This is a genomic window from Agromyces badenianii (assembly GCF_003070885.1).
Lineage (GTDB): Bacteria > Actinomycetota > Actinomycetes > Actinomycetales > Microbacteriaceae > Agromyces > Agromyces badenianii.
Map to the genome: position 1 here is coordinate 1,801,775 of NZ_CP028913.1, position 15,469 is coordinate 1,817,243.

The following is a 15,469-nucleotide window of genomic DNA, read 5'->3' on the forward strand; positions in this document are numbered from 1 at the left end:
TCCATGACGGAAGCACCCCTCTCCCCCGACTACCCGGCTTCGGTAGTCGGGGGAGAACTCCGTCTCCCGAAGCCGCCCGGCGTCGTGCGCCAGTTCTGGGCGCGGCACCCGTGGTTCACCGACTCGCTGATCACCGCCCTGTACTTCGTCCCGACGCTCCTCGGGACCATCGCGACGATGTTCGCCTCGAACCCGCCACCGGCGTGGATCGCCGTCGCGCAGCTCCTCGCCGTCGTGGTGGCAGCTGCCGCGATCCTGCTGTTCCGGCGCCGACGGCCCTGGCTGCTCGTCTTCGTGGCGTGGCTCGTCTGCCTCGTGGTCTACCCGTTCGGGTCGACCGACGTGCTGCCGATGCTGCTCGCCCTCTACGCGCTCGCCGTCTACGGCTCCGCGCGCGCCGCCTGGATCGCGTTCGCCGGTTCGGTCGCCGTCGCCGCGGCCTCCTCGTACCTCGCCGTCTGGGCTCACGCCGGCGGCACCGTGGCCCCGTTCGGCGCGGACGCGCCGAGCTCCGCCTCGCAGTTCGCGGTGATCATGCTGATCGCGACCCTCATCGGCGTCACCGTCGGCAATCGCCGGCGGTACCTGAAGGCCCTCATCGAGCGGGCGCACGACCTGGCGCGGGAACGGGACCAGCAGGCGCAGCTCGCAACGGCCCTCGAGCGATCGCGCATCGCACGCGAGATGCACGACATCGTCTCGCACAGCCTCACGGTCATGGTGACGCTCGCCGACGGCTCGGCGGCGACGATCGACCGGAACCCCGAACGGGCCGCCGAGGCGATGCGACACGTCGCCGAGACCGGTCGTGCGGCGCTCGTCGACATGCGCCGCATGCTCGGTGTGCTCGCCGAACCCGGCACGTCGACCGAGTCGCTCGCGCCGCAACCGGGCACGGCGGCCCTTCCCGAGCTCGTCGAGCGGTTCCGTGCCGCCGGGCTTCCGGTGCAGCTCACCACGGCGGGCGCGCCGATCGGAGACCCCAACCTGCAGCTCACGGTCTATCGCATCGTGCAGGAGGGCCTGACCAACGCCCTTCGCTACGCTGCGACGGCGCGCCTGGTCGATGTCGCCGTCAGCCACGCCGACGGCATCGTGCAGGTCGACGTGATCGACGATGCCGCCGCGGCGTCGACCTCGGGCGTCGTCGGCGGCGGTAACGGACTCGTCGGCATGCGAGAGCGCGTCGCCCTGTACGGCGGCGTGCTCGAAGCTGGGCCGGGCACCGTGCGAGGCTGGAGATTGCACGCCGAACTGCGAGCCGACGAGGCGAGCCCGAACTCCGAGGATGTCGCATGACCACCACCGCCCGACCGATCAGGGTCGCGATCGCCGACGATCAGTCGCTCGTGCGCGCCGGATTGCGCATGGTGCTCGAAGCCGAGTCCGATCTCGACGTCGTCGGCGAGGCATCCGACGGTCGCAGCGCCGTCGAACTCGTCGCCGCGCTCGAGATCGACGTCATGCTGATGGACGTGCGCATGCCGGGCGTCGACGGCATCGCGGCGACCGAGACGATCGCGGGCGGAAGCCGCCCGACCCGGGTCATCGTCTTGACGACCTTCGACCTCGACGACTACGCATTCGCCGCGATCCGGGCGGGTGCGAGCGGGTTCCTGCTGAAAGACGCGCGACCCGCCGAACTCGTCGGCGCGATCCGCACGGTGCACGCCGGTGACGCCGCGCTCGCCCCGCGGGTGACGCGGCGCATGATCGAGCTCTTCGCGAGCGAGACGCCCCGCCATGGGGCGCCGCGCGAGTCGGCCGAGCTGGCCTCGCTCACCCCGCGGGAGCGCGAGATCCTCGTCGCCATCGCCGAAGGGCAGAGCAATCCCGAGATCGCGGCGCGCTTCGTGCTCTCGGAGTCGACGGTGAAGACCCATGTCGGCAGGGTGCTCCAGAAACTCGGCGCGCGCGACCGCGTGCAGCTCGTGATCTTCGCGTACGAGCACGGCCTGCTCGCCTCCCCGGCCTCCGGCACCGGCGCCGTGCATCGATAGGCTGGCCGAGCGAACCCCGACCCGGAAGGCCACTGATGCCCGCTGCCGACCTCACGCGAATCGAAGCCGAGGAGCGTGCCGCCACGGTGAGCGCGCCCGTCTACGGAATCGCGCTCGATCTCACCGGTGACGCCGAGACGTTCCGCTCCGAGACGACGGCCCGGTTTCGCGGCGTTCCCGGCGCTTCGACGTTCATCGAGGCGTGCACGGCCGAGGTGCACGAGATCACGCTGAACGGACGACGCCTCGACCCGGCGGCCGTCAGCGACGGCACCCGCATCCGCCTCGACGACCTCGCCGACGAGAACGAGCTGCGCGTCGTATCGACGAACACGTACACGAACACCGGCGAGGGGCTGCATCGCTTCGTGGACCCCGTCGACGACGCGACCTACCTCTACACGGAGTTCGCGGTCGCCGAGGCGAACCGGGTCTTCGCCGTCTTCGACCAGCCCGATCTCAAGGCGTCGTTCACCTTCGCCATCACCGCGCCGGCGGCGTGGACGGTGCTGAGCAACGCGCCGACGCCGGAACCCGCGCCTGCGGCTGCACCGGCGGCATCCGCTGCGCCTTCTGCGACGGCTCATGCCGGCGGGGTCGCGACGTGGTCGTTCGAGCCCGGCCCCGTCATCTCGAGCTACATCGTCGCGATCGTCGCCGGACCGTACGCGGCGTGGCACGGCTCCGCGCGCAGCATCGACGGCCGCGACATCCCGCTCGGTGTGCTGACCCGTGCTTCGCTCGCGCGGTACGCCGAGCCCGAGGTGATGTTCGGGCTCGTGCAGGCCGGGCTCGCCTTCTACGAGACGGCGTTCGGCGTGCCGTACCCCTACGGCAAGTACGACCAGATCTTCGTGCCCGAGTACAACTGGGGCGCCATGGAGAACGTCGGCGCCGTCACGTTCAACGAGTCCTACCTGTTCCGCTCGCGCGTCTCCGACGCGCGGCGCGAGCAGCGTGCGATCGTCGTGCTGCACGAGCTCTCGCACATGTGGTTCGGCAATTCGGTCACGATGCGGTGGTGGAACGACCTGTGGCTGAACGAGTCCTTCGCCACCTGGGCGTCGACCCTCGCGACCGCGGCGGTGACCGAGTTCACCGGCGTCTGGGCGACGTTCGCGAGCGACGAGAAGACGCACGCGGCGGAGCAGGACCAGCTGCCGTCGACCCACCCGATCGTCGCCGAGATCGCGAACCTCGGCGACGTCGAGGTCAACTTCGACGCGATCACCTACGACAAGGGCGCGTCGGTGCTGAAGCAGCTCGTCGCGTGGGTCGGCCTCGACGCGTTCCAGCGGGGCGTCGGCGCCTATCTCACCGCGCACGCCGGCGGCAACGCGACCCTCCGCGACCTGCTCGACGAGCTCGAGGCGGCCAGCGGCCGCGACCTCACGCGCTGGTCTGCGCTCTGGCTCGAGACCGCGGGGGTCAACACCCTGCGTGCCGAGATCGAGACGGATGCCTCGGGCACGATCACCGCCGCACGCATCCTGCAGAGCGCGGCACCGGCGCATCCGACGCTCCGCCCGCATCGGCTGGCGCTCGGCTGCTACGACCTCGGCGACGACGGTCTCGAGCGCACGCACCGCGTCGAGCTCGACATCGACGGCGCCGTGACCGAGGTGCCGGGGCTCGTGGGGCGGGTGCGCCCCGATCTGCTGCTCGTGAACGACGACGACCTCAGCTACGCGAAGGTTCGTCTCGACCCGGAGTCGCTCGAGGCGGCGATCCGGCACCTCCCGGCGCTCGGCGACCCGGTCGCCCGCGCCGTCGTGCTCGGTTCCGCGTGGGACACGCTGCGCGACGCGGAGATGCCGACCATCGACTTCGTGCGCCTCGTGATCGGCAGCATCGGCCACGAGACGCAATCCGCCGCGCGCGGCCTCGCGCTCTCGCGGCTCGAACTCGCGATCGGGCGCTACCTCGCCGAGGAGCACCGCGAGCGGGTCGCCGCCGAGGCGGGCGACGCCGTCTGGGCGCTCGCCGAGCTCGCCGAAGCCGGGTCCGACACCCAGTTGCAGTTCGTGAAGGGCTTCACCCGCCTCGCCGCGACCGCGGCGCACGCCGATGTGCTCGGCAGCCTGCTCGACGGCTCGATCCGGCTCGCCGGCCTCGAGGTCGACCTCGACCTTCGCTGGGAGCTCGTGATCGCCCGGGCGTCGCTCGGGGCGGCGAGCGATGAGGAGATCGCCGATGCCCTCGCCCTCGACGACACCGCCAAGGGCCGCCTGCTCGCCGAGACCGCGCTGGCCGCACGCCCCGATCAGGCGGTGAAGGATGCCGCGTGGCGACGCGTCGCGACCGACGAGGCGTTGTCGAACGACCTCGCCCGCGCGATCGCCGACGGCTGGCAGCGCACGACCCAACCCGAGCTGCTCGCTCCGACCGCCCCCGAGTACTTCGCCTCGCTGCAGTCCGTCTGGCGCAGCCGCGGCTTCACGATGGCCTCGCTCATCGTGAAGCGGCTGTTCCCCGGTTCGTTCGTCTCACCCGAGCTCGCCGAGATGGCACGGACCTGGCTCGCCGAGAACCCCTCGCCTGCGCCGCTGCACCGATTGGTCTCCGAGCGTCTCGATGAGCTCGATCGGGCCATCGCCGCGCAGGCGCGGGATGCCAGCGAGCTCTCGGACGCGGCTCAGTAGACTTTCACACCATGTTCGGTTTCGAAGACCCTCCCCCTGAAGACAACCCGGTGACCGCCGACTTCTGGGCGAACGTCGCGCAGTTCTGGGCCGACAACTGGGGCGTCGTGCTCGGCAAGATCGTCTCGGTCCTCATCATCATCGCCATCGCGTTCCTGATCCGATGGGTGCTGCACTTCGTCATCGAGCGCGTCGTCAAGCAGATCGTCACGGGCGTCAAGAAGAAGCAGGACGTCACCGACACCCAGGCACTGCAGGCGTCTCCGCTCGCGGCGGTGCGCCTCGTGCAGCGAACCCGCACCCTCGGCACGGTGCTCACCAACATCGTCAACGTCACGCTCTTCATCGTCGTCATCCTCATGATCGTGAACGTCGTCGACTCGAGCATCCTCGGCTCCTTCGCACTGCTCTCCGCCGCGATCGGCGCGGGCCTCGGCTTCGGCGCCCAGAACATCGTGAAAGACGGCCTCAACGGCATGTTCATGGTCGTCGAAGACCAACTCGGCGTCGGCGACGTCGTCGACCTCGGGCCGGCGACCGGCATCGTCGAGGAGGTGCGCATCCGGGTCACGAAGATCCGCGACGTCAACGGCACCCTCTGGTTCGTGCGGAACGGAGAGATCCTGCGGGTCGGCAACATGTCGCAGGGATGGGCTCGCGTGATCGTCGACCTCGCCGTGCCCTACGAGGTCGATGTCGACGCGGTCGAAACCGCTCTGCTGCGCTCGGCCACCGAGATGGCCCAGTCGGTCAAGTGGCGCTCGCGCGTGCTCGAGAAGCCCGAGGTCTGGGGACTGGAGTCGATCACCGCCGAGGCCCTCGTGATCCGCGTGGTCATGAAGGTTCGGTCCTCGGCGAAAGACGATGTCGCCCGCGAGCTGCGCATGCGTCTGAAGCACACCCTCGACGAGATGGACGTCAAGCTCCCGAGCCTCAACAGCGTGGTGCTCGCCGGCTTCGAGGGCGCGACCCGGGTCAAGGGCGCGAAACCGCCGAAGACCTCGCCGAGCGCCGTCGTCGCCGGCGACACCGGCGCCGCCGCCGCACGGGCAGCGGTGAAGAAGCCCAGGGCCCCCCGCGCCCCCAAGCCGCCGGCCCCGCCGGCCGGAGGAACAGCATGAGCGAGCACCTGCCGGCCGAGGCATCCGGCCCCCCTCAGCCTGCGAACGTGCCGCTGCGCGGTACCGAGCACGGCGCGGCGCTCGGGCCCTCCTTCTACGAGACGGTCGGCGGTCGCCCGACCTTCGAGAAGCTCGTCGCGGAGTTCTACCGCGGCGTCGCGAACGACCCGGTGCTGAAGCCGATGTACCCCGAGGAGGACCTCGCACCGGCCGCCGAGCGGCTCACGATGTTCCTCGAGCAGTACTGGGGCGGCCCCGGCGCCTACAGCGAGCAGCGCGGCCACCCGCGCCTGCGCATGCGCCACCAGCCGTTCAAGGTGAACCCCGACGCCCGCGATCGCTGGCTCGGCCACATGCGGGTCGCCGTCGACTCGCTGGAGCTGCCACCGCTCGCCGAAGAGACCCTGTGGGATTATCTCCAGCGAGCCGCCTTCGCGATGGTCAACACCTTCGACGAGTAGCGCCTCGCACCCGACCACCACCCGAGACGAAGGAGTCCCAGTGGCCGCCTCCACCGAACCCACCGCGAACGATCGCACCCCGAAACCCGCCGACGCGATCATCGTGGGAGCCGGCCTCTCCGGCCTCGTCGCCGCGGCCGAGCTGGTCGACGCCGGCAAGCGCATCGTGATCGTCGATCAAGAACCAGCGGCGAGCTTCGGCGGCCAGGCGCACTGGTCGTTCGGCGGGCTCTTCCTCGTCGACTCCCCCGAGCAGCGCCGCATGGGCGTGAAGGACTCGCTCGAGCTCGCTCGCCAGGACTGGAGCGGCACGGCCGGATTCGACCGCGAGGAAGACGAGTGGGGACGACGCTGGGCCGAGGCCTACCTCGAGTTCGCCGCGGGCGAGAAGCGGGCATGGCTGCACGAGAAGGGGGTGCGGTTCTTCCCCGTCGTCGGCTGGGCCGAACGCGGCGCCGGCAACGCCGTCGGGCACGGCAACTCGGTGCCCCGCTTCCACATCACCTGGGGCACCGGGCCCGGCGTGCTCGCCCCGTTCATCGCCAAGGTGAGGGCCGGCGAGGCCGCCGGACTCGTCGAACTCCGCCACCGACACCGCGTCGACGAGCTCGTCGTCGAGGCCGGTGCAGTGGTCGGCATCCGCGGCGCGGTGCTCGCCCCCGACGACGCCGCCCGCGGCGAGTCCTCCAACCGAGACGAGATCGGCGACTTCGAGCTGCGGGCCCCGGCGGTCGTCGTCGCCTCGGGCGGCATCGGAGGCAACCACGATCTCGTGCGCGCCGCCTGGCCAGAGCGTCTCGGCCGGCCGCCGGCGCACATGCTCTCGGGTGTGCCAGCACACGTCGACGGGCGCATGCTCGGCATCGCCGAGGCATCCGGAGCGCGACTCGTCAACGGCGACCGCATGTGGCACTACACCGAGGGCATCACCAACTGGGACCCGATCTGGCCGGCGCACGGCATCCGCATCCTGCCCGGCCCGTCGTCGCTCTGGTTCGATGCGACCGGCACGCGACTTCCGGTGCCGCTCTTCCCCGGCTTCGACACCCTCGGCACGCTCGAGCACCTCATCTCGACGGGTCACGACCACTCGTGGTTCGTGCTCACCCAAAAGATCATCGAGAAGGAGTTCGCCCTCTCGGGCAGCGAGCAGAACCCCGACCTGACCGGCAAAGACGTGAAGCTGCTCGCGGAACGCCTCGGATCGGGTGCACCCGGTCCGGTCGAGGCGTTCAAGCAGCACGGCGTCGACTTCGTGGTCGCCGATACGCTCCCCGAACTGCTCGCCGGCATGCGCGACCTGTCGCCCGGCGCCGAGCTCGACCTCGACAACATCGAGCAGGAGGTCGTCGCGCACGACCGGGAGGTCGACAACGAGTTCACGAAGGACCTGCAGCTGACTGCGGTGCGCGGCGCGCGGAAGTACCGCGGCGACAAGCTCATCCGGGTCGCCACGCCGCACAAGATGCTCGACCCGAAAGCCGGCCCGCTCATCGCGGTGAAGCTCCACATCCTCACCCGCAAGAGCCTCGGCGGCATCCAGACCGACCTCGACTCGCGTGCGCTCGGCACCGACGGCGTGCCGGTTCCCGGGCTCTACGCCGTCGGCGAGGCATCCGGGTTCGGCGGCGGCGGCGTGCACGGCTACCGCGCGCTCGAGGGAACCTTCCTCGGCGGATGCCTCTTCACCGGCCGGGCGGCCGGGCGCGCGATCGCCCGGGGCTAGCGGCCGACCGCCCTACGCCTTCAGGGTCCAGGGCTTGCGGCGCACGAGCACGTGCCCGCGGCGCGACGAGAGGCGGGTCCACGGGCCCGTCTCGAAGAGCTTCACCTCATCGTCGCCGAGGAACCCGAGGCTGAACGCCGCGAACGCCGCACCGGTCGGCACGTACTCGACGCCGTCGACCCCGCGCCCCCACACCTCGGAGCGGACGCGCTGCACGAGCTGCTCCCCGGTGCCGGCGGGAATCGCCTCGGCGACCTCATCGATGCCCGCACGGGCGGCGCGCTCGAGCGTCGCGGCATCCGTCGTGCCGAGCGGCCGCCAGCCGCCTCGCGGCGGCGAGATGCCGGCCCAGGTCACCGTGTTCACCTCGGGCGGTCGCGACATCGACACGGGGCGCGACTCGTCGTCTTCGCCGAGTTCGCCGCGGGCTCGCACGATGCGTTCGACCAGGGATCGCATCGGCACGACCGAGTCGAACTCCTCGTCATCGGCGAGCGCGAAGGTGCGCAGCCCGAGCACGGTGGGACTCTCGTCGAGGATGCCGCGGGGATAGAGGATCGCGGTGTACACGGCGAGGATGCCGGACCCTGCGATGAGGCGCACCGAACCGTCTTCGACGCGACCTGCGCGCTGCAGGTAGGTGTGCAGGTCTCCGAGCGACAGGCTGTCGGCGAGCGTGAGTTGTTGAGCCATCTCCTGTCTAAACTACCAACTGAGCGCCGCCGCCCCGGCGGTCTTACGCTCTGCGGCCGTCGGGCGGTCACCGACCACCGACACGGAGGAACGATGAACGGTCCCATCGACGGCCTGTTGAGCACCCTGCACCTCACCGACACCGGTGCCCGCACCACCGAAGACATCTTCACCGGGCCGTCGCAGTGGATGCCGCTCGGGCGTGTCTTCGGCGGTCAGGTGCTCGCCCAGTCGCTCACCGCGGCGATGCAGACTGTGCCCGACGATCGCACGATCCACTCGATGCACGGCTATTTCCTCCGCCCCGGCGATGTCGCCCACCCCATCACCTTCTCCGTCGACCGGCTGCACGACGGCCGCTCGTTCTCGACCCGGCGCACGCACGCCTTCCAGAACGGCGAGCCGATCCTTTCGCTCATCGCCTCGTTCCAGACCGAAGACGAGGGCGTCGAGCACCAGGTCGACATGCCGACCGACCTGCCCGACCCCGAGAGCCTCCCCTCGACCGCCGACGTGCTCGGCGCGGTCGATCACGACATCGCCCGCTACTGGTCGAACGAGCGCGCCTTCGACATGCGCCACATCCCCTCGCCCGTCTACCTCACCGTCGAGGGCGAGCGGGTGCCGCGACAGGCCGTGTGGATGAAGGCGTTCGGCCGGCTTCCCGACGACCCCAAGCAGCACCGCGCCGCGCTGGCCTACGCGAGCGACTACTCGATCCTCGAACCGATCCTCCGGGCGCACGGGGTCGCCTGGGCGACGCCCGGCCTCAAAGTCGCGAGCCTCGACCACGCGATGTGGTGGCATCGAGACGCCCGAGTCGACGAGTGGCTGCTCTACACGCAGGAGTCGCCGTCGGCGAGCGGGGGGCGCGGCCTCTCGCTCGGGCGCATCTACACGCGCGAGGGCGTGCTCGTGGCCAGCGTCGCACAGGAGGGCATGGTGCGGGTGCCGGCACCCGACCACGTGCGGTCGTCTGAATAGATCCTGTGGAATCCCGCGCGAGCACGGCCCGCGGGCACACAATGGGGGCAGCGGGCGCACGCGCGACGCGGGCGACGCGGACGAAGGGGTTCTCGCGATGACCGATCCGACCGATCTCACCCGACGCACCATCCTGACGCTCGGCTCCGCTGGAGCCGTCGGCGGCGCACTCGCACTCGTCGGCTGCACTGCGGATGCCCCGGGCGGCAGTGGCTCGGCGACGCCATCGCCGCCGCCGAGTCTCGTCGAAGAGACGCCGACCGCGCCGACCGCCGCCCCCGATGCGCCGGCGCTCGGTGACGACATCGCGGCGGTGGCCGACGTGCCCGTCGGTGGCAGCATCGACGCGACGATCAACGGCGAACCCGCGCTCATCTCGCAGCCCACCGCGGGCCGGATCGTCGCCTTCAGTGCGGTCTGCACGCACCAGCAGTGCGTCGTCGCGGCCGCCGGCGATGAGTTCCACTGCCCGTGCCACGGATCGATGTTCGATGCCGCGACCGGTGACGTCATCCAGGGTCCCGCCCTCGAGCCGCTGACCCCCATCGGGGTCGCCGTCTCGGGAGACCGCATCGTGGCCGCATCCTGACGATGGACTACGCGTTCGCCGGCCTGCCGTTGCACGTGCTGCTCGTGCATGCGGTGATCGTGCTCACGCCGCTGCTCGCTCTGGCGCTCATCGTCGTCGCGGCATGGCCGGGAGCGCGCCGCGTGCTCTGGTTGCCGGTGCTCATCGGTGCCGCACTGCTGCTGCCGCTCGGGCTCGTCACGATCGAGGCCGGCAAGTGGCTCGAGCAGCGCGTGCCGCCGGCCCCCCTCGTCCAGGAGCACACCGCACAGGGCGAGGACATCGTGCCGTGGCTCATCGCAGTGCTCGTGCTGGCCGTGGTCATCGCGGTGTGGGCGATCGTCGAGCGCGCCTCACGCCACCGCACCGCAGCTTCGGGCGGCGGGCTGAGCCGGGGCATCCGCGTCGCGGCCGGCGTCGTGCTGACCGCCGCCGCACTCGTCATCGCGGCGGGCTCGACGTGGACCCTCGTGCAGATCGGCGAGGCGGGCAGCCGGGCGGTCTGGGAGGGATCGTTCAGCGACGAGCCGCTCGGCGATTGACCCGTGCACGGCGCCGCCCGGGGCGCCGGCCCGGACGCCGGCCCGACGACCTGCGGCGGCCCGACGAGCGTCTTGCCGGGTCAGCGCCGCCGGAACTCGATCGGGTCGCCGACGTACGGCTCCCACGCCGCGCGCTCGGCATCGCCGATGCGCCGCGGACGCTCGGTCGCCGCGTCGACGAGCACGATCGTCGTGACAGCCCGGGTGTAGAGCACCCGGGGCTCGACGCCGGCAGGCGAGTAGACCTCGTAACAGACATCGAGGCTCGCCCCGCCCATGTGGCCGATCCAGAGCTCGATGTCGACCGGCTGTCGCTGATACGGGATCGGAGCGAGGTACTCGACCTCCTGACGCGCGATCAGCGTGATCGTGTCCGCACCGGGCGTGGCATCGAGCACCGCAGTGGATGCACCGGCCGCATGCTCGGAGGTGTCGTCGCTGACCCAGAACGCCTGGATGCGAGCCTCTTCGAGGAGGCTCAGCATGCGGGCGTTGTTGACGTGCCCGTACGCGTCGAGGTCGCTCCACCGCAACGGTGTCGGCACGTGGAGGCGCACGTCAGTGCCTGGTCAGCTTGCGGTAGGCCGACCGGTGCGGCTTCGCCGCGTCGGGACCCAGCCGCTCGATCTTGTTCTCTTCGTAGGACTCGAAGTTGCCCTCGAACCAGTGCCAGTACGCCGGGTTCTCGTCGGTGCCCTCGTAGGCGAGGATGTGCGTGGCGATGCGGTCGAGGAACCACCGGTCGTGGGTGATCACCACGGCGCAGCCGGGGAACTCGAGCAGCGCGTTCTCGAGGCTCGACAGGGTCTCGACGTCGAGGTCGTTGGTCGGCTCGTCGAGGAGCAGGAGGTTGCCGCCCTGCTTGAGGGTGAGTGCCAGGTTCAAGCGGTTGCGCTCACCACCGGAGAGCACGCCCGCAGGCTTCTGCTGGTCGGGGCCCTTGAAGCCGAACGTCGAGACGTAGGCACGCGACGGGACCTCGGTCTTGCCGACCTGGATGTAGTCGAGCCCGTCGGAGACGACCTCCCACAGGGTCTTCTTGGGGTCGATGCCGCCGCGAGACTGATCGACATAGGAGATCTCGACGGTCTCGCCGACCTTGACCTCGCCGCCGTCGACCGGCTCGAGACCGACGATCGTCTTGAACAGCGTCGTCTTGCCGACGCCGTTGGGACCGATGATGCCGACGATGCCGTTGCGCGGGAGGGAGAAGCTCAAGCCGTCGATGAGCGTGCGGTCGCCGAAGCCCTTCTTCAGGTTCTTCACTTCGAGCACGATCTGGCCGAGACGCGGACCCGGCGGGATCTGGATCTCTTCGAAGTCGAGCTTGCGCGTGCGCTCGGCCTCGGCAGCCATCTCTTCGTAGCGGGCGAGGCGGGCCTTGGACTTCGCCTGCCGGCCCTTCGCGTTCGAGCGCACCCAGTCGAGCTCTTCGGAGAGGCGCTTGGCGAGCTTCGCGTCTTTCTTGCCCTGGACGGTGAGTCGCTCCTGCTTCTTTTCGAGGTAGGTCGAGTAGTTGCCCTCGTACGGGTAGAGGCGTCCACGGTCGACCTCGCAGATCCATTCGGCGACGTGGTCGAGGAAGTACCGGTCGTGCGTGACGGCGAGCACGGCACCGGGGTACTTCGCCAGGTGCTGCTCGAGCCAGAGCACGCTCTCGGCGTCGAGGTGGTTGGTGGGCTCGTCGAGGAGCAGCAGGTCGGGCTTCTGCAGCAACAGCTTGCAGAGCGCGACGCGGCGCTTCTCACCGCCGGAGAGCACCGCGACATTCTCGTCGCCCGGCGGGCAGCGCAGGGCGTCCATGGCCTGCTCGAGCTGCGAGTCGAGGTCCCACGCGTCGGCGGCGTCGATGGCCTCTTGGAGGGTGCCCATCTCGGCCAGCAGTGCGTCGAAATCGGCGTCGGGCTCGGCCATCGCGAGCGAGATCTCGTTGAAGCGGTCGAGCTTCTCCTTGATCGGCCCGACCCCCTCTTGCACGTTCTCGAGCACCGTCTTGGACTCGTCGAGCACGGGCTCCTGCATGAGGATGCCCACCGAGTAGCCAGGGCTCAGTCGCGCCTCGCCGTTCGACGGCTGGTCGAGGCCGGCCATGATCTTCAGGATCGTGGACTTACCGGCGCCGTTCGGGCCCACCACGCCGATCTTCGCTCCGGGCAGGAACGCCATCGTCACGTCGTCGAGGATGACCTTGTCGCCGACCGCCTTGCGGGCGCGAACCATCGAGTAAATGTAATCTGCCATGTCGTCTACCAGTCTATGGGGCGCGTCTGGCCGACGAGACAGGCTCCCGTGCCGAGGGGCGGCCGAACCGCGCCGTGGTATCCGCCTGATTTCGGGCCGTACTGACCGACGAGGCACTCGCCCTGGAACAGCACCGAGAACTGCATCGAGTCGGCCGCGTCCCCGATCGTGGTGGTGTCGGCGGTCACCTGCATCTGCGTCTTGTCGAACCCTGCGGCAGCAAGCGCGTCGATGAAGTCCCGGCCTGCCGCGGCGCCGTTCGCAGCGATCACGCCGCCGTTCACCCAGTCGAAGAACGCGAGGTTCTCGGCGGCCGAGAGTTCGGGGAGGAACTCGGGTGCGGTCGGCGTCGGCGCACTCGAGGCCGTGGGTGTCGGACGAACGGTCGCGGGCGACGACGTCGGATCGGGATCTCCGGCCGAGCACCCGGCCGTGCCGACGATGATCGCGACCCCGACGATCGCCAGGGCCGCAGAAGTACGGAACCGCCGTGTCATCGTTCCCCTCACCGGCGGAGCCGACCGCCCGAGCCGAGTCTATGCGTTCGCGTTCGACGGGCGCCCGGGCGGCCGGATGCCGGCCGGCCGAGGCTCGCTCAGACGCCGACGGGCGTCGCGTCGAACGCTGCGTCGGTCTCGGTCTCGGTCTCGGTCTCGGTCTCGGTCTCGTCGATCGTGTCGTGATCGACGTCGAGCTCGATCGGTCCGCGCGGCGAGACCTCCGGCCAGCCGGAGACGCTCGGGCCGGCGTCGCCCGCCGCCGAGTCGAACCCGTCGGCTGCGTCAGCGGCCGACGAGCCGTCGGCCGCGTGATCGGCCGGACGTGCCGAACGCACCTTCGCGTACGACGTCACGCACCATGCGAGGTCGTGCCCGATGGAGTCCGCCTCGATCTCGACCGCGGTGCCGGACTTCACCGACGTCTCCCAGGCCCGCAGCCGAAGTCGCCCGTGCACGATGAGCCGCTCGCCCTTGCGGATCGAGAGGCTCGCGTTGGACGCCAGTTGGCGGAACGCGGAGATGGTGTACCAATTGGTGTCGCCGTCTTCCCAGGTGCCCTTCGCCCGATCGAAGACGCGTCTCGTCGAGGCCAGGCGGAACGAGGTGATGGCGAGGCCACCGTTCGAGACGGTGTGCCTGGGATCGGTTCCCACGACGCCGGTCACGGTGATGATGTCGGTCATGTGCTGCACTCCTCAGTCGGATGCCGCCGCGAGTCGACGGCACGCGGCTCCGAGGTGCGCTCGTGCCGGATCGTCATCCCGGAGCCGCGTCGCACCAGCATCGCCGCCGCCCCGAGGCATCCGGAGCCCGATGGTGCGACACGTGAGAACCCGGGCGGGGCCGCCTCTTGGGGAGGACGAGTCGCGGAGGAGTCGCCGTATGACGGCGTCGCCGAGGTCCACGCTGGGTGCATCGCCGGCCGCCATAGAGTTTCCACATGAGCTACGTCGCCCTCCCGGATCGATATGACCACATGCGCTACAACCGCGTCGGCCGCAGCGGCCTGAAGATTCCCGCCCTCTCGCTCGGGCTCTGGCACAACTTCGGGCACGAGCGCAACTACGACACGCAGCGCGCCATCGTGCGACGCGCGTTCGACCTCGGCGTCACGCACTTCGACCTCGCGAACAACTACGGGCCGCCTCCCGGAAGCGCCGAGGAAAACTTCGGCCGGATTCTCGCCGACGATCTCACCTCGTATCGCGACGAACTGATCATCTCGTCGAAGGCCGGCTACGACATGTGGCCCGGTCCGTACGGCGACTTCGGCTCTCGCAAGTACCTGCTCGCCTCGCTCGACCAGAGCCTCCGACGCCTCGGCCTCGACTACGTCGACATCTTCTACTCCCACAGACCCGACCCCGAGACGCCCATCGAGGAGACGATGGGCGCCCTCGCCTCCGCCGTGCGCCAGGGCAAGGCTCTCTACGTCGGCATCTCGAACTACGACCCCGAGCAGACGCGGGCAGCGGCGGCAGCGCTCCGGGCGGAGGGTGTGCCGCTGCTCATCCACCAGCCGCGGTACTCGATGTTCGACCGGCACATCGAAGACGGCCTGTTCCCGGCCCTCGAGGAAGTCGGCGCGGCGAGCATCGTCTTCTCCCCGCTCGCCCAGGGCCTGCTCACCGATCGATACCTGACGGGTGACGTGCCGGCCGATTCGCGCGCGGCGACCAGCCGTTTCCTCTCGGCCGACCGCATCAGCTCCGACTACCTCGAACGCGCTCGTGCGCTCGACGCGATCGCGAAGGAGCGCGGCCAGACGCTCGCACAGCTCGCACTCTCCTGGGTGCTCCGGCAGCCTCTCGTCGCGAGCGCCCTCATCGGCGCCTCGAGCGTCGCACAGCTCGAGCAGAACGTCGCGGCGCTCGACGCCGCACCGCTCACCGACGACGAGATCGCACGCATCGAGCCGTTCGCGGCACACGGCACCGTGCTCGGCTGAGACGCCGACCCTCCGCGCACCGACCGCCGCGCCGCCGTTCGCT

At 70.2% G+C, this 15,469-nt stretch carries 15 protein-coding genes; 10 read left to right on the forward strand and 5 right to left on the reverse strand.

Annotated features, from left to right (window positions below):
• The first annotated feature begins 3 nt into the window (after nucleotides 1–3).
• The 6 genes from DCE93_RS08565 to DCE93_RS08590 are packed head-to-tail and all read left to right on the forward strand — an operon-like array spanning nucleotide 4 to nucleotide 7,950.
• Nucleotides 4–1,299 carry a sensor histidine kinase gene (locus DCE93_RS08565; protein WP_244284129.1) on the forward strand — a complete coding sequence of 432 codons (1,296 nt, stop codon included), beginning with the start codon at nucleotides 4–6 and terminating at the stop codon, nucleotides 1,297–1,299.
• A complete protein-coding gene (locus DCE93_RS08570) occupies nucleotides 1,296–2,000 on the forward strand; it encodes a response regulator (protein WP_108595519.1) in 705 nt (234 codons plus the stop codon). Before DCE93_RS08565 ends, DCE93_RS08570 begins: the two co-directional genes overlap by 4 nt.
• Before the next feature lie 35 nt (nucleotides 2,001–2,035).
• Complete coding sequence (gene pepN / locus DCE93_RS08575) at nucleotides 2,036–4,642, forward strand: aminopeptidase N (protein WP_108595520.1); 2,607 nt, start codon at nucleotides 2,036–2,038, stop codon at nucleotides 4,640–4,642.
• Between the two features lie 11 nt (nucleotides 4,643–4,653).
• Nucleotides 4,654–5,763: a mechanosensitive ion channel family protein gene (locus DCE93_RS08580; protein ID WP_108595521.1), complete on the forward strand. Its 1,110-nt coding sequence runs from the start codon at nucleotides 4,654–4,656 to the stop codon at nucleotides 5,761–5,763.
• Nucleotides 5,760–6,224 carry a globin gene (locus tag DCE93_RS08585; RefSeq protein ID WP_108595522.1) on the forward strand — a complete coding sequence of 155 codons (465 nt, stop codon included), beginning with the start codon at nucleotides 5,760–5,762 and terminating at the stop codon, nucleotides 6,222–6,224. The genes DCE93_RS08580 and DCE93_RS08585 overlap by 4 nt, the downstream gene beginning before the upstream one ends.
• Nucleotides 6,225–6,264: 40 nt before the next feature.
• Nucleotides 6,265–7,950, forward strand: a complete 1,686-nt coding sequence (locus DCE93_RS08590) for an FAD-binding dehydrogenase (RefSeq protein ID WP_108595523.1) — start codon at nucleotides 6,265–6,267, stop codon at nucleotides 7,948–7,950.
• A 12-nt stretch (nucleotides 7,951–7,962) separates the two neighbouring features.
• On the opposite strand, the gene DCE93_RS08595 is transcribed toward DCE93_RS08590, so the two are convergent.
• Nucleotides 7,963–8,643, reverse strand: a complete 681-nt coding sequence (locus tag DCE93_RS08595) for a DUF8185 domain-containing protein (protein WP_108595524.1) — start codon at nucleotides 8,641–8,643, stop codon at nucleotides 7,963–7,965.
• Between the two features lie 93 nt (nucleotides 8,644–8,736).
• On the opposite strand from DCE93_RS08595, the gene DCE93_RS08600 reads away from it, so the two are divergent.
• The 3 genes from DCE93_RS08600 (at nucleotide 8,737) to DCE93_RS08610 (ending at nucleotide 10,737) form a co-directional block, all read left to right on the forward strand.
• On the forward strand, nucleotides 8,737–9,627 hold the full coding sequence (locus tag DCE93_RS08600) for an acyl-CoA thioesterase (protein ID WP_205647413.1): 891 nt from the start codon (nucleotides 8,737–8,739) through the stop codon (nucleotides 9,625–9,627).
• A gap of 97 nt (nucleotides 9,628–9,724) precedes the next feature.
• On the forward strand, nucleotides 9,725–10,216 hold the full coding sequence (locus tag DCE93_RS08605; protein ID WP_108595525.1) for a QcrA and Rieske domain-containing protein: 492 nt from the start codon (nucleotides 9,725–9,727) through the stop codon (nucleotides 10,214–10,216).
• A gap of 2 nt (nucleotides 10,217–10,218) precedes the next feature.
• Nucleotides 10,219–10,737 (forward strand): hypothetical protein, encoded by a 519-nt coding sequence (locus DCE93_RS08610; protein ID WP_108595526.1) that lies wholly within the window; start codon nucleotides 10,219–10,221, stop codon nucleotides 10,735–10,737.
• A gap of 80 nt (nucleotides 10,738–10,817) precedes the next feature.
• Here DCE93_RS08610 and DCE93_RS08615 read toward each other — a convergent pair whose 3' ends face one another.
• From DCE93_RS08615 to DCE93_RS08630, 4 genes are all read right to left on the reverse strand, one after another.
• Complete coding sequence (locus DCE93_RS08615) at nucleotides 10,818–11,294, reverse strand: acyl-CoA thioesterase (RefSeq protein WP_108595527.1); 477 nt, start codon at nucleotides 11,292–11,294, stop codon at nucleotides 10,818–10,820.
• Nucleotide 11,295: 1 nt separating this feature from the next.
• Complete coding sequence (ettA, locus tag DCE93_RS08620; RefSeq protein WP_108595528.1) at nucleotides 11,296–12,978, reverse strand: energy-dependent translational throttle protein EttA; 1,683 nt, start codon at nucleotides 12,976–12,978, stop codon at nucleotides 11,296–11,298.
• Nucleotides 12,979–12,983: 5 nt separating this feature from the next.
• The gene (locus DCE93_RS08625) at nucleotides 12,984–13,475 is read right to left on the reverse strand and encodes a DUF6993 domain-containing protein (RefSeq protein WP_108595529.1); all 492 of its coding nucleotides are present in this window, start codon (nucleotides 13,473–13,475) and stop codon (nucleotides 12,984–12,986) included.
• A gap of 98 nt (nucleotides 13,476–13,573) precedes the next feature.
• Nucleotides 13,574–14,161: a single-stranded DNA-binding protein gene (locus DCE93_RS08630; protein ID WP_108595530.1), complete on the reverse strand. Its 588-nt coding sequence runs from the start codon at nucleotides 14,159–14,161 to the stop codon at nucleotides 13,574–13,576.
• Nucleotides 14,162–14,418: 257 nt separating this feature from the next.
• On the opposite strand from DCE93_RS08630, the gene DCE93_RS08635 reads away from it, so the two are divergent.
• Nucleotides 14,419–15,426 (forward strand): aldo/keto reductase, encoded by a 1,008-nt coding sequence (locus tag DCE93_RS08635; protein WP_108595531.1) that lies wholly within the window; start codon nucleotides 14,419–14,421, stop codon nucleotides 15,424–15,426.
• The last annotated feature ends 43 nt before the right edge of the window (nucleotides 15,427–15,469 follow it).

Bases quoted from the DNA above. Each gene is read 5' to 3' on its own strand.
- DCE93_RS08565 (WP_244284129.1), top strand. From the start codon at position 4: ATGACGGAAGCACCCCTCTCCCCCGACTACCCGGCTTCGGTAGTCGGG.
- DCE93_RS08570 (WP_108595519.1), top strand. From the start codon at position 1,296: ATGACCACCACCGCCCGACCGATCAGGGTCGCGATCGCCGACGATCAG.
- pepN (WP_108595520.1), top strand. From the start codon at position 2,036: ATGCCCGCTGCCGACCTCACGCGAATCGAAGCCGAGGAGCGTGCCGCC.
- DCE93_RS08580 (WP_108595521.1), top strand. From the start codon at position 4,654: ATGTTCGGTTTCGAAGACCCTCCCCCTGAAGACAACCCGGTGACCGCC.
- DCE93_RS08585 (WP_108595522.1), top strand. From the start codon at position 5,760: ATGAGCGAGCACCTGCCGGCCGAGGCATCCGGCCCCCCTCAGCCTGCG.
- DCE93_RS08595 (WP_108595524.1), bottom strand. From the start codon at position 8,643: ATGGCTCAACAACTCACGCTCGCCGACAGCCTGTCGCTCGGAGACCTG.
- DCE93_RS08600 (WP_205647413.1), top strand. From the start codon at position 8,737: ATGAACGGTCCCATCGACGGCCTGTTGAGCACCCTGCACCTCACCGAC.
- DCE93_RS08605 (WP_108595525.1), top strand. From the start codon at position 9,725: ATGACCGATCCGACCGATCTCACCCGACGCACCATCCTGACGCTCGGC.
- DCE93_RS08610 (WP_108595526.1), top strand. From the start codon at position 10,219: ATGGACTACGCGTTCGCCGGCCTGCCGTTGCACGTGCTGCTCGTGCAT.
- ettA (WP_108595528.1), bottom strand. From the start codon at position 12,978: ATGGCAGATTACATTTACTCGATGGTTCGCGCCCGCAAGGCGGTCGGC.
- DCE93_RS08625 (WP_108595529.1), bottom strand. From the start codon at position 13,475: ATGACACGGCGGTTCCGTACTTCTGCGGCCCTGGCGATCGTCGGGGTC.
- DCE93_RS08630 (WP_108595530.1), bottom strand. From the start codon at position 14,161: ATGACCGACATCATCACCGTGACCGGCGTCGTGGGAACCGATCCCAGG.
- DCE93_RS08635 (WP_108595531.1), top strand. From the start codon at position 14,419: ATGAGCTACGTCGCCCTCCCGGATCGATATGACCACATGCGCTACAAC.